The sequence below is a fragment of the Lysinibacillus sp. NPDC058147 genome (assembly GCF_042884205.1).
Taxonomy (GTDB): Bacteria; Bacillota; Bacilli; order Bacillales_A; family Planococcaceae; genus Lysinibacillus.
Map to the genome: position 1 here is coordinate 144,933 of NZ_JBHVUJ010000005.1, position 13,188 is coordinate 158,120.

At 37.4% G+C, this 13,188-nt stretch carries 15 protein-coding genes; 12 read left to right on the forward strand and 3 right to left on the reverse strand.

The genetic code is table 11. The annotated features are described in order from the left end of the window. Positions 1-132 precede the first annotated feature (132 nt). The 4 genes from ACFVT8_RS16175 (at position 133) to ACFVT8_RS16190 (ending at position 2,373) form a co-directional block, all read left to right on the forward strand. Positions 133-1,011 carry a DMT family transporter gene (locus ACFVT8_RS16175; RefSeq protein WP_387083705.1) on the forward strand — a complete coding sequence of 293 codons (879 nt, stop codon included), beginning with the start codon at positions 133-135 and terminating at the stop codon, positions 1,009-1,011. A gap of 77 nt (positions 1,012-1,088) precedes the next feature. After that, positions 1,089-1,325, forward strand: coding sequence for a glutaredoxin family protein (locus ACFVT8_RS16180; protein WP_387083523.1), 237 nt, complete (start codon positions 1,089-1,091; stop codon positions 1,323-1,325). Between the two features lie 17 nt (positions 1,326-1,342). Continuing rightward, positions 1,343-1,951 (forward strand): FMN-binding negative transcriptional regulator, encoded by a 609-nt coding sequence (locus tag ACFVT8_RS16185; RefSeq protein ID WP_387083524.1) that lies wholly within the window; start codon positions 1,343-1,345, stop codon positions 1,949-1,951. 299 nt (positions 1,952-2,250) lie between these two features. Continuing rightward, positions 2,251-2,373, forward strand: coding sequence for a hypothetical protein (locus tag ACFVT8_RS16190; RefSeq protein WP_255350026.1), 123 nt, complete (start codon positions 2,251-2,253; stop codon positions 2,371-2,373). Between the two features lie 469 nt (positions 2,374-2,842). On the opposite strand, the gene ACFVT8_RS16195 is transcribed toward ACFVT8_RS16190, so the two are convergent. Continuing rightward, entirely contained in the window at positions 2,843-3,052 is a 210-nt protein-coding gene (locus ACFVT8_RS16195; RefSeq protein ID WP_387083525.1) for a transcription initiation factor TFIIIB, read from the reverse strand. Positions 3,053-3,354: 302 nt separating this feature from the next. Between ACFVT8_RS16195 and ACFVT8_RS16200 the strand changes: the two genes are divergently transcribed. The 6 genes from ACFVT8_RS16200 to eno all read left to right on the forward strand — a co-directional run bounded on the left by ACFVT8_RS16200 (position 3,355) and on the right by eno (position 10,848). After that, on the forward strand, positions 3,355-4,383 hold the full coding sequence (locus ACFVT8_RS16200) for a sugar-binding transcriptional regulator (protein ID WP_387083526.1): 1,029 nt from the start codon (positions 3,355-3,357) through the stop codon (positions 4,381-4,383). Positions 4,384-4,512: 129 nt separating this feature from the next. Then, on the forward strand, positions 4,513-5,529 hold the full coding sequence (gap, locus tag ACFVT8_RS16205) for a type I glyceraldehyde-3-phosphate dehydrogenase (RefSeq protein ID WP_387083527.1): 1,017 nt from the start codon (positions 4,513-4,515) through the stop codon (positions 5,527-5,529). Between the two features lie 497 nt (positions 5,530-6,026). Next, entirely contained in the window at positions 6,027-7,211 is a 1,185-nt protein-coding gene (locus ACFVT8_RS16210; protein WP_387083528.1) for a phosphoglycerate kinase, read from the forward strand. Positions 7,212-7,257: 46 nt separating this feature from the next. After that, positions 7,258-8,019, forward strand: a complete 762-nt coding sequence (gene tpiA / locus ACFVT8_RS16215; RefSeq protein ID WP_387083529.1) for a triose-phosphate isomerase — start codon at positions 7,258-7,260, stop codon at positions 8,017-8,019. Further along, positions 8,012-9,553, forward strand: a complete 1,542-nt coding sequence (gpmI, locus tag ACFVT8_RS16220) for a 2,3-bisphosphoglycerate-independent phosphoglycerate mutase (RefSeq protein ID WP_387083530.1) — start codon at positions 8,012-8,014, stop codon at positions 9,551-9,553. Before tpiA ends, gpmI begins: the two co-directional genes overlap by 8 nt. A gap of 2 nt (positions 9,554-9,555) precedes the next feature. After that, on the forward strand, positions 9,556-10,848 hold the full coding sequence (eno, locus tag ACFVT8_RS16225; RefSeq protein ID WP_387083531.1) for a phosphopyruvate hydratase: 1,293 nt from the start codon (positions 9,556-9,558) through the stop codon (positions 10,846-10,848). Positions 10,849-10,868: 20 nt separating this feature from the next. On the opposite strand, the gene ACFVT8_RS16230 is transcribed toward eno, so the two are convergent. Continuing rightward, positions 10,869-11,294, reverse strand: coding sequence for a hypothetical protein (locus tag ACFVT8_RS16230; protein WP_387224302.1), 426 nt, complete (start codon positions 11,292-11,294; stop codon positions 10,869-10,871). Positions 11,295-11,466: 172 nt separating this feature from the next. Here ACFVT8_RS16230 and ACFVT8_RS16235 point away from each other — a divergent pair, with 172 nt between their 5' ends. Next, entirely contained in the window at positions 11,467-11,688 is a 222-nt protein-coding gene (locus tag ACFVT8_RS16235; RefSeq protein WP_387083534.1) for a TM2 domain-containing protein, read from the forward strand. A 124-nt stretch (positions 11,689-11,812) separates the two neighbouring features. Here the strand turns inward: ACFVT8_RS16235 and ACFVT8_RS16240 are convergent, their stop codons facing one another. Then, positions 11,813-12,424, reverse strand: coding sequence for a hypothetical protein (locus ACFVT8_RS16240; protein ID WP_387083535.1), 612 nt, complete (start codon positions 12,422-12,424; stop codon positions 11,813-11,815). 227 nt (positions 12,425-12,651) lie between these two features. Between ACFVT8_RS16240 and ACFVT8_RS16245 the strand changes: the two genes are divergently transcribed. Then, the gene (locus ACFVT8_RS16245) at positions 12,652-13,161 is read left to right on the forward strand and encodes a GNAT family N-acetyltransferase (protein ID WP_387083536.1); all 510 of its coding nucleotides are present in this window, start codon (positions 12,652-12,654) and stop codon (positions 13,159-13,161) included. Positions 13,162-13,188 lie beyond the last annotated feature (27 nt).

The following is a 13,188-nucleotide window of genomic DNA, read 5'->3' on the forward strand; positions in this document are numbered from 1 at the left end:
GGACAGATGACGGAAAATTCCGTTTATTTTTAAGGTAGTTCCTCTTAATATTTATTATACCAGCACAAATGGTACAGATTTGTATAAAAATATAAGGGGTTGGTAAAGGTGCAGGACAATAAGAAGGAAAAAATGGGGTTATTATTAGGCTTAGTGGGCGTCATCTGTTTCAGCTTAACATTACCTGCAACAAGTGTAGCAGTAGAATATTTTGGAACTACAATTGTTGGCTTAGGAAGAGCGGTAGTAGCTTCAATTTTAGTTGCTCTAGTATTGATTGTGAAAAAAGAAAAACTACCTACTGCTCGTCAATTCAAGAGTTTAATTATTGTCTCTTTAGGCGCAGTTTTAGGATTCCCCTTGCTCACCTCTTGGGCTATGACAAGTTTGCCAGTTTCTCATGGAGCTGTAGAGTTAGCCCTTTTACCTTTAGCTACAGCGGGGTTTGCAATGATAAGGGGAGGCGAATTTCCGTCCATTAAATTTTGGATATCAAGTATAGTTGGCGCATTGGCAGTAATGATTTACGCTATGTATCTAGGACTGGGCCAATTACATGTTGCAGATTTAGCATTATTGGTAGCAGTCATTATACTCGGACTTAGCTATGCTGAAGGAGGGGTACTAGCACGAGAATTAGGAAGCTGGCAAGTAATTGCTTGGGCAATTATAATTGCTACTCCTTTTCTTATTATTCCAGTGTTACTAAACGTATCAGCTGAGATGTTGCACGCTCCTTTAAAAGCTTGGATTAGCTTTTTGTACCTTGCTATTGTGAGTCAATTTTTAGCATATGTAGCCTGGTATGGTGGGATGGCTATGGGAGGCATTTCAAGAGTAAGCCAAATTCAATATTTACAGCCATTTTTAATGATTATTTTTGCAGCTTTATTTCTCAATGAATCCATTACATTATTTACTATAGTAATTGCCTTCATTGTTGTAGCTTCCGTAATTATTGGCAAGAATACTAATGTTGTTAAAAAAGATTCTGAAACAATTAAACAATAAACAAAAGGTGTTATTACAGTATCTTGCTTATTAATAACTGTTTCGTTTTATAATAGCTTTTAAGGGAGGTGCTGTAATTGAACGTGAAATTTTTTAGTCGAGATAATTGTGGACTATGTGTAGAGGGACTGCATACATTAAAGCTTGTACAGGAAGATATCGATTTCGATATAGAGATTATTAATATTGAAGAAGATGAGAGCATACATGAAAAGTATATGTTAATGATTCCGGTAGTGGAAAAGGATGGGCAAGTGATACAATACGGCAATTTGGATTACGCAACACTTATGGAGTATTTGTGTAGCGAATAACAAAGGGGGATTTGCTTATGTACATACCAGCGGCTTTTAAAATGAAGGATGTTTCCGAGATGATAGAAGTTATTCAGGAAAACGGTTTTGCAACACTCTTTTCGACTCATGAAGGAATGCCTTTTGCTACACATCTTCCTTTATTGTTGAATGACACAAAAGATTGTTTAATGGGGCATTTTGCAAAGGGTAATCCTCAATGGAAAGATATTGAAAATCAACAGGTTTTAGCGATATTTCATGGGCCACATTGCTATATATCCCCATCATGGTATGAAACAAATCAAGCTGTCCCAACATGGAATTATGTAGCAGTACATGTTTATGGAGAAATCGAGCTTATTGAACACGATGAAGAATTAATAAAATCCTTTAACAACATGATTAAAAAATATGAACATCATAACAGCACATATAGCCTAACCGAAGTAGAAGAGCAGCTTGTAAGCAATCTAAACAAAGGAGTTCAGGGCTTTAGAATAAAAATCTTAAGTATGGAAGGAAAGAAGAAATTAAGCCAGAATCATTCTAATAATAGACAGCAATTAGTGATTCAAAAATTAGAAGAAATCGAACATACAAATGAGCAACAAATCGCTCGATTAATGAAGAAAAACATTAAGTGAATTTTACCTTTCCTAAAAATTTCGCATCTCTTCACTACATGTGGCAGTGAAGAAGGAGCGGAATTTTTTTGTTACTTTACCCAAATCTTTAGCGGTAATAACCACAATTCACAAATTGTTCAATGAAAGCGTTTAAAGTTTGAACAGTTTGTGAAGACCTTCACATTTGGCTTTATTTTTAAAAAAATAGGAGTAGAATAGGAATCAGTAAGAGGTTGTTATAAAACAGTTTATCAATAGTATCACATTTTTAGTGGTTGTTATATTACAAAAACGTATAGTTGAAGGGAGATTTTACAATGTGGGTTATTACAGTATTTGAGAAAAAGGACGTTCGTATTTTTGAATACACAAATAAAAATGAAGCTACAAAAGCTTTATGCGGATTTAAGAAAAACGCAATTTTATCTTACACAAAATAAGCTAACAAAAAACTCGTAGCCATGTCTAATTGGCTACGAGTTTTTCATTAATACTAGAAACTAAACACGATATTTATATTTATCAGACTCATCAGCATAACGTGTGGTTGATTTCCATTCCGACTGGGCGCTTTTATCGCTGCCGTTACTTTCGCACAGAAAACATTTGTTGTTGCTGTCGCTACGCTTTCGCACAGAGCAAAGCTTCCTGGGGGCGTCCGATGAGCCGCTTCACTCGCGTTCCTCTATTACTGGTCCCCAAGGAGTCGCCCAGCCTCCACTCCAATCACCTAATCCATTCTTTTTGCAATTGTCTTTTGCAAAAAAATCTAATTTAAACTTTAGCGTATTCTTAATTAGGCTACTATACATAAAATAAATAGTCCTTTATGTGTCTACATACAACGAACGCTAATTCCAGAGTGTTTTTATTAAAAAAATTCCCTTTAGCTTTGTTTACAATATTTCCTCAAAAAATTGTACCCTTAAATTTCTCTGGTTTTTTTACATAGCTTTCAATAATAAATCCACATTCTGTGCAAATGATGAATTCAACAGCTGAACCTATACTCATCTTATTTTCAGGATGGATTACACCATATCCATTTTGCTTACCTTTCCCCAATTCCTTCCCTCCGCATTTTGGACATTCTAATGCTTTCGAAATAGAATTCTTCAATTTGAAATCCTCCCTTATATATGTAAGCCAACTATTTTTTTGATATATCCTATTATCTATTAATACGAATAGGATGTAAATTGATTCCATTTTATTAAACATTTTCATAGTTGGATAATAGAGAGCTTCATTTCACTTCTAATAATTCTTCTCTTACTAAACGGCTTTATTGTAAATTAAACAATTTTTTTGTCACTTTACATTATTTATAAAGCGTATTATAATGAAATTGTAAGTGGGACATAATTTTATATAGTGGGACCGAAAGTAACCCACCGCTATTGAAAAGGGAGTAGATAAATATGTTATCTGTACCTGAGGCACAGCAAAGGCTACTTCCAGAAATGTATCCGCTTCTTCAATCGAGATATCGTATTTTGCAAACAGTTCAGCTTATGCAACCAATTGGGCGTCGTACACTTGCAGATTCACTTAAAATGACTGAACGAGAAATTCGTAAAGAAACAGATATTTTACGCGAGCAAGGGTTATTAGATTCTCAAAAGTCGGGTATGGTATGTACAGACGAAGGTGAAGTAGTTATTGATAAGCTACGAGCACTAGTCTATGAATGGTCTGGTCTTACACAGCTAGCTAAATCATTGAAAAACCATTTCGGCTTCCAGCATGTAATTGTTGTGCCAGGTGATTACAATGAAGACGATACGATATTAACATTGCTTGGAAAAGAGGCAGCACAGCAATTTATGTCAACAAGCTTTGATGGTCAAATAGTAGCTGTTACTGGTGGGAAGTCGGTTGCATCACTCGCGCAATTTTTACATCCAACTGATCCACGCAACATCACATTTGTTGCTGCTCGTGGAGGTATTGGACATGAAATGCAAATGCAAGCCAATACACTTGTCTCAACATTTGCCATGCAGATGGATGCAAAGTATCGCACCTTGTTTTTACCGGAGCATTTAAGTGAGCAGGCCTATCAAGCAATGCTGACAGAGCCAATGGTAACTGAAATGATGAAATATTATGATCATGCAGACTGTGTCATTCATGGTATTGGTTCGGCAGAGGAAATGGCTGTTCGTCGTAATTCATCGCCTGAAGATTTACGGATACTCGAAGAAAAGGGTGCAGTTAGTGAAGCATTTGGCTATTATTTCAATGCAGAAGGCGAAATTGTACATCGAATTCGAACAATCGGTATTCAGTTAGAGCAAGTTCAAAGAAGTAAGCAGATCATTGCAGTTGCTGCTGGAAAACAAAAAGTGAAGGCAATGCTATCGTACTTTAAGGTAGCGCCTAAGCAAACTATTTTTATAACGGATGAGGTAGCCGCAAAAGCTATCGCTGAAAGTTTAACTTCTTAATAAATTAACTACGGAACTCGTATTTCAGCGGGTGCTACAACACTCTCTGAATGAGAATAAAGCCAATTGTGGATATTATAAATGTCCGAGGCAAAATTAATTATTTAAACAATATTGGAGGAATTGACAATGGCATTAAAATTAGCGATTAACGGATTTGGACGTATTGGACGATTAGTATTTCGTGAAGCTATGAAGCACGATGAAATCGAAGTGGTTGCAGTAAATGACCTAACAGATGCAGGTCAGCTTGCACACTTATTAACTTATGATTCAGTACACGGTATCTACGATGCTGATGTTTATGCAGAAGGCGATTCTTTCGTAGTAAATGGAAAAAAAATTAACGTGTATGCAGAAAAAGATCCTGCTAATTTACCTTGGGGTGAACTAGGTGTTGATGTAGTACTTGAATGTACAGGTAGATTCCGCTCGATGGAAGAAGTGGGAAAACATGTTCAAGCAGGTGCAAAGAAAGCTATCCTTTCGGCTCCAGCGAAGGGCGAAATGCCAACGTTTGTAATGGGTGTTAACCATGAGGATTACAACCCTGCAACAGATGATGTTATTTCAAACGCTTCTTGTACAACGAACTGTCTAGCGCCAGTTGCAAAAATACTTGATGAAAAATTCGGTATTGAGCGCGGTATGATGACGACAATTCACTCTTATACAAACGATCAACGTATCCTTGACTTCCCGCACTCTGATCCACGTCGTGCACGTGCTGGTGCAGTGTCAATGATTCCAACAACAACAGGAGCTGCAGTAGCAGTTTCAAAAGTATTACCTCAACTAAAAGGTAAATTAGATGGCTTCTCTATGCGTGTACCAACACCAAACGTTTCATGTGTTGACTTAGTAGTTGAGCTAAAATCAGAAGTAACAAAAGAATCCATTAATGCTGCATTAAAAGAAGCTTCTGAAAACGAGCTTAAAGGCATTTTAGGATACAACGAATTACCTTTAGTTTCAATTGACTACAATGGTAACCATAACTCTTCAACTGTAGATGGTCTTTCTACAATGGTATTAGAAAATAGTATGGTAAAAGTTCTAGCATGGTATGATAACGAAATTGGTTACTCTACTCGTTTAATGGACTTAGCTTTATATATCGCAGAAAAAGGATTAAACACTAAATAAGTGTCATAATTCGAAAACTAAAGTAAAAAGTGTGACATAATACTGCTTTTTGCGCACAAAAAGTATAGCCTTTATAATATCTTAAAGATATAATATACAAGGGTAATGGGAGTAAGGGAAATTTACCCTTACTCCTTTTTTATACGAAATATAAGATGAACACGTGTTAAATACATGCAATAGGCGTATTCCTTATGATGGTTATGCAATTGCAAGACATAGTACGTGACTTTTGCTACTATAAAAGCAAGTAAAGGGTACTTCACCATAACGTGGGTTGATTTCGTTCCGATTGGGTTTTCTAGGAGCAGCATATGAGCCATAAAATCTCTAACTTCCAGTGATGAAAGTTGGGATGACATTACGAAAAAAGTAAATAACGCTATGTGATGATGGATCAACTATTTTTATCTAATACAGTTAAGTGAATGATGTGAGGAGCCAAGATGGGTGAATCCAGAAAAATTCACGAATAAAACTTTGAAGGGGGTTTCTTCATGTTAAATAAGAAGACGATGAAAGATATTGATGTAAAAGGTAAGCGGGTATTTGTACGTGTTGATTTTAATGTACCGATGGCAGATGGTGCGATTACTGACGAAACACGTATTCGAGCAGCAATTCCTACAATTGAATATTTAGTGGAACAAGGTGCCAAAGTAATTTTAGCTTCTCACTTAGGACGTCCAAAGGGTGAAGTAAAAGAGGATATGCGCCTAACTGCAGTAGGTGTACGTTTAGCTGAATTAATGGGTAAACCTGTTACAAAATTAGATGAGTCGATTGGTCAAGAAGTAGAAGAAGCTGTTGCAAATATGCAAAATGGCGACATTATTCTTCTTGAAAATGTTCGCTTCCACGCTGGTGAAGAGAAGAATGATCCAGCATTAGCAGAGCAATTTGCAAAATTAGCGGACGTTTATGTCAATGATGCATTCGGTGCAGCTCACCGTGCACACGCGTCAACTGAAGGAATTGCAAAGTATGTACCAGCAGTATCTGGTTTCCTTATGCAAAAGGAGTTAGATGTGCTAGGTAAAGCTCTATCTAACCCAGAGCACCCATTTACAGCTATTATCGGTGGTGCCAAAGTTAAAGACAAAATTGGTGTTATTGAAAGCTTATTAGAAAAAGTAGACCATCTAATTATCGGTGGCGGTTTATCCTTCACATTCATTAAAGCGCAAGGCTATGATATCGGTAAATCTTTATTAGAGGAAGATAAAATCGACTTAGCAAAATCCTTTATTGAAAAAGCAAAGGCAAAAGGCGTGCAATTACATATGCCAATCGATGCCGTTGTCGCAAACGAATTTTCAAAAGATGCTGAAACACAAATTGTAGATGTAGACGCTATTCCAGCGGATTGGATGGGCTTAGATATTGGTCCGAAAACAGCTGCTAAATATGCAGAAGTTATTAAAAATTCTAAATTAATCATTTGGAATGGACCAATGGGTGTCTTTGAAATGGATAAGTTTGCGAATGGTACAAAAACTGTAGCTGACGCTATGGCAGCAACAGCTGGTTATACAGTAATCGGCGGCGGTGATTCTGCAGCAGCAGTAGAAAAATTTGAAGTTGCCGATAAAATGGACCACATTTCTACAGGTGGCGGTGCATCGCTTGAATTAATGGAAGGCAGAGAGCTTCCTGGAATTGTGGCATTAAACGATAAATAAATCAAAACATAAACGTTTACTAATGAAAACATAGGAGGCAATAACGATGCGTAAACCAATTATTGCAGGTAACTGGAAAATGTATAAATCATTTGAAGAGGCTATTCAGTTTGTTGATGCGGTACAGGACAAACTTCCTTCAAGTGATAAAGTAGACGCTGTTGTTTGTGCACCAGCACTTTACCTACCTACGCTTGTGCAAGTTGCTAGTGAATCTGAATTAGCAATTGGTGCACAAACGATGCATTATGAAAACGAAGGTGCATTCACTGGAGAAATTAGTCCAGCTCAGCTAGCAAGCGTGGAAGTAGACTATGTTATTTTAGGACATTCTGAACGACGTGAATATTATAACGAAACAGATGAAGCCATCAATAAAAAGGTTGCTGCAGCACTTGCGCATAATATCGTACCAATTATTTGCTGTGGAGAAACGCTTGAGGAACGTGAAGCGGGGACAACTGAGCAAAAGGTTGCGCATCAAATTACAGCAGCACTTGCTGGTTTTGGAGCACAAGAAGTGGAACATATGGTGATCGCCTATGAACCTATTTGGGCAATTGGTACAGGTAAAACAGCTACAGCAGAAGATGCTAACCAAGTATGCGGAGCAATTCGTGCAGTAGTGAAGGAATTATATAACGATGAAACGGCCAATGCTGTACGTATTCAATACGGCGGTAGCGTAAAACCTGAAAACATTCAGGAATTATTATCAAAAGAGCATATCGATGGCGCTTTAGTTGGTGGAGCAAGCTTACAACCAGAATCATATTTAAAATTATTGGAGGCGGCAGCTAATGCCTAAAAAGCCAGTAGCATTAATCATTCTAGATGGCTTTGCATTTCGCGATGAAACGTTCGGAAATGCAGTAGCCCAAGCAAACAAACCTAACTTCGATCGTTTTTGGAATGAGTTCCCGCATTCAACTTTAACTGCTGCAGGTGAAGCGGTAGGGTTACCTGAAGGTCAAATGGGGAACTCTGAAGTTGGACACCTAAATATAGGTGCTGGACGTATTGTCTACCAAAGCTTAACACGCTTAAACAAATCTATTCGTGAAGGAGATTTCTTTACGAATAAAGCATTATTAGATGCAATAGCACATGCTAAAGCTCATCAATCTAAGCTTCATATTATGGGTTTACTTTCAGACGGTGGCGTACATAGCCATTATGAGCATATGTTTGCACTATTAAAGCTTGCCAAACAACAAGGCTTAGACAAAGTCTTTGTACATGGTTTCTTAGATGGTCGTGATGTTGGGCCATCAACAGCTTTAGGCTATATTGAAGAAACTGAAAAACAAATGAAGGACATTGGCGTAGGTCAATTCGCTTCAATTCATGGCCGTTACTATGCAATGGATCGTGATAAACGCTGGGATCGTGTAGCCCTTACTTACAATGTACTGGTTGATGGTGTTGGTCAAACAGCTGACAGCGCAGCAAGTGGCGTAGCTGAATCATATGAGCGTGATGTAACAGATGAGTTTGTTATTCCATTTAGCGTTCAAGAGCAAGGAGAAGCAGTGGCAACAATTGAGGATAATGACGCTGTTATTTTCTTCAACTTCCGCCCTGACCGTGCTATTCAACTATCTAAAGTGTTTACAAATAGTGAATTTGATGGTTTTGCTTTATCAGCTAACCATCCAAAGAATTTAAAATTTGTATCATTCACACATTACAGTGATGAAGTGCATGCTCAAGTTGCGTATGAAAACGACAACTTAAAAAATACGATTGGTGAAGTGTTAGCTTCTAATGGCAAAACACAGCTTCGTATTGCAGAAACAGAAAAGTATCCGCATGTTACATTCTTTATGAGTGGTGGGCGTGAGGAGAAATTTGAAGGGGAAGAGCGTATTTTAATTGCATCTCCAAAAGTTGCAACATACGATCTAAAACCTGAAATGAGTGCTTATGAAGTAACAGAAGCATTGCTTGCAGAGATTGCGGCCGATAAATTTGATGGCATTATTCTTAATTTCGCTAACCCTGATATGGTTGGGCATAGCGGAATGTTAGAGCCAACAATCAAGGCCATTGAAACAGTCGATGAATGTCTTGGTAAAGTAGTAGATGCACTCCTTGCAAAAGGTGGCGCAGCTATTATTACAGCTGACCATGGTAACTCTGATGAAGTTCTTACTTTAGAAGGGGCTCCAATGACAGCTCATACAACAAACCCTGTTCCAGTAATTGTGACAAAACCAAATTTAATGTTAAGAAATGGTGGCATTTTAGCCGATTTGGCGCCAACCATGTTAGAATTATTAGAGGTGTCACAACCTTCTGAAATGACAGGTCAATCATTAATTGAAAAAGAGGAGAATTAATTATGCCATTTATTACACAAATTTATGCGCGCGAAGTTTTAGACTCACGTGGGAATCCAACGGTAGAAGTTGAAGTATTTACAGAATCAGGTGCTTTTGGACGCTCAATCGTACCATCAGGTGCATCAACAGGTGAATATGAGGCAGTAGAATTACGCGACGGTGACAAATCTCGTTACCTAGGCAAAGGTGTATTAAAAGCAGTTGAAAATGTAAACACAATTATTGCTCAAGAATTAGAAGGTAACTACTCAGTTCTTGATCAAGTAGTAATCGACAAAGCTTTAATCGAGCTAGATGGCACAGAAAACAAAGGTAAACTAGGTGCCAACGCCATTCTAGGTGTATCAATGGCAGTTGCACATGCTGCGGCAGATTACTTAGATGTACCTCTTTATCAATATCTTGGTGGATTTAACTCAAAACAACTACCAGTACCAATGATGAACATCATAAACGGTGGCGCTCACGCTGACAACAACGTAGACATTCAAGAATTCATGGTAATGCCTGTAGGAGCAGAATCATTCCGTCATGCATTACGTATGGGTGCTGAAATCTTCCACAGCTTAAAAGCAGTACTTAAAGCTAAAGGCTATAATACAGCTGTAGGTGACGAAGGTGGTTTCGCACCAAACCTTGGTTCTAACGAAGAAGCCATTACTGTAATTTTAGAAGCAATCGAAAAAGCTGGCTATAAACCAGGTGAAGAAGTAAAACTTGCAATGGACGTTGCTTCTTCTGAATTATTCAATAAAGAAGATGGCAAATATCACTTAGACGGTGAAGGTGTTGTCAAAACTTCTGAAGAAATGGTTGAATGGTACGAAGAGCTAACAAACAAATACCCAATCATCTCAATTGAAGATGGCTTAGACGAAAACGATTGGGCTGGACACAAATTATTAACAGATCGTATTGGCACTCGCGTACAATTAGTAGGCGACGATCTATTCGTAACAAATACGAAAAAATTAGCAGCTGGTATTGAGCAAGGTGTTGGTAATGCAATCCTTATCAAAGTAAACCAAATCGGTACGTTAACAGAAACATTTGAAGCGATCGAAATGGCAAAACGCGCTGGTTACACTGCAGTTATCTCTCACCGTTCTGGTGAATCAGAAGATGCAACAATTGCTGATATCGCAGTTGCTACAAACGCTGGTCAAATCAAAACAGGTGCTCCATCTCGTACAGACCGCGTAGCTAAATACAACCAACTTCTTCGCATCGAGGACCAACTTGGTTCAACAGCTGAGTATCTTGGTTTAAAATCATTCTATAACTTAAAATAAGCTATTACTAAGTAGCTTTACTAACATCGCCTCAAAGGTATGCAAATACTTTTGAGGCGATTTTTTTGTTGTTTATCGGCGGGGGTTATTGGCAAAGTGATCGGGTGGTGCAGGAAACTGATCAGGTAGTGCAGGAAAAGGGAGGAAAAAGTGATCGGGTAGCGCAGGAAACTGCTCAGGTAGGAGGACAAAGTGATCGGGTAACGCAGGAAACTGATCAGGTAGGAGGGAAAAGTGATCGGGTAGCGCAGGAAACTGCTCAGGTAGGAGAGAAAAGTGATCGGGTATCCCGAGAAACTGCTCGGGTAGGAGGGAAAAGTGATCGGGTAGCGCAGGAAACTGCTCAGGTAGGAGAGAAAAGTGATCGGGTATCCCGAGAAACTGCTCGGGTAGGAGAGAAAAGTGATCAGGTAACGCAGGAAACTGCTCGGGATTGTTATCGGCAAATTCCCCGATAAAGAAGGTTATAAGATCTACCTAATAGCAATGAATAATACGCTGGCCAACTATGGATTTATAGGTACTTATTACTAGTTGAGTCAGACGTAAAAGAATGATAGAATCTTGAATGGAAATGTAGTAAATTATTACTACATGTAAGAAAGGTGATTGATAAAAATGCAACAACAAACTTCTGAAAAAAACTATATAGTAATGATTTTACTATGTTTCTTTTTAGGTGGCCTAGGAATACATCGTTTCTACGTAGGTAAAATTGGTACTGGTATTTTAATGATTATAACTTTAGGTGGACTAGGTATCTGGGCATTGATCGATTTTATTATGATTATTATCGGCAATTTCAAAGATAAAGAAGGAAAAGAAATAAAACCTTCTTAATTATAATGGAAAAGGCGTCAGTTAACTGCAGTTAGCTGGCGCCTTTTTGAATGGAAAAATGTTGTTTACTATGAACTTGAAATTAAGTTTTAAATAGAATTATTCCCATTTAACATAGAAACAGTTACTTGTTATGAATTTTTAATTTTAATAAATATACAAGATGGTCATCATTTATCATTTTTTTCACGTCATTCTCGTCCTCCAAGCTATATGTTCGTAAAGAGTTTCCTTTTGATTCTCTGTATACACCCAATACATAAGTTTCATTTAATTTTAATTTTACTGTTTCATCTTCAAATGCAGAGTACCATCCACTTATACTACTTTCACTAGATTGAATTTTGTCGATTTTTTGAGGGATGGATTTAACACTTGGTCCATAAAGAAAAGCAAAGGATTCATCATCTGTATTTATTATCCCAAACCCTATATTGCCTTCCTCTACTTTGTTTGGACTTTGCCCATATGATAGTGTCAGTAATGAATTAGACTCCAATTGCCCATCTTTGTAACTCTCAACCCACAGATCAACCCAATTTTTATCGGCATGATTTAATTTGAAACTATAGTCAAACAGTATACCTAAATTTAAATCTTTGAAAGTACTCGCATATTTAGAATCGGTGTTAATTGAAATAGTCGCTAATTCTGTTTCCTTTTGACTAGTACAACCTGAAAGAAATAATAAAAATAATGTCGATAGGATACTAAAAATAAAATATTTATTTCTCAATAAACCTCACCTTTCAATCAATTTACTGACTTTACCAAAAAAGGCAACTCCCTTTATAGATTATTATTCGACAAATCTTGTAAAAAGTCCTTGCCATGCTTTATAAGGAAAAAATGTACTTAACAAGTGCAGTATTTAGTCCGTTATTATATATTTAATTCAAAACATAAATTACCTATAGGGGAAAAGATTAGGAAATACAATATTGAAAGGAAAGTGGTATGACTATGAAAATTTTTGAGACAGAACGACTTATCCTTCGTTTACAAACAACAGATGATGCAGATTTTATCCTTGAGCTAGTAAATGATCCTTCATGGTTGCAGTTCATTGGTGATCGCGGTGTGAGAACAGTAGAGGATGCATGTGAATATATAGTAAACGCACTTCGTATGTATGAGCAATTTGGATTTTGTTTTTATTTAGTTGAAAGAAAAGAAGATCAAATCCCCCTTGGACTTTGTGGTTTAAATAAAAGAGTGTCGTTAGAAGATGTGGATATTGGCTACGCTTTTCTTCCTAGGTATTGGGGAAAGGGATACGCCTATGAAGCGGCCTCAGCGACATTGGCATATGGCATAGATAAACTAGGACTAAATCGTATTGTGGCTATCACAACTCAAGATAATCACGCTTCAGCCAAGCTACTCGAAAAGATAGGCTTGGAGTTCGAAAGATTAGTCCAGTTTTCCAATGATGCTGAAGAACTTAGACTTTTTTCATTTGATAATCAATAAAAATTAATATGAAAGCAAAGGTGAGCA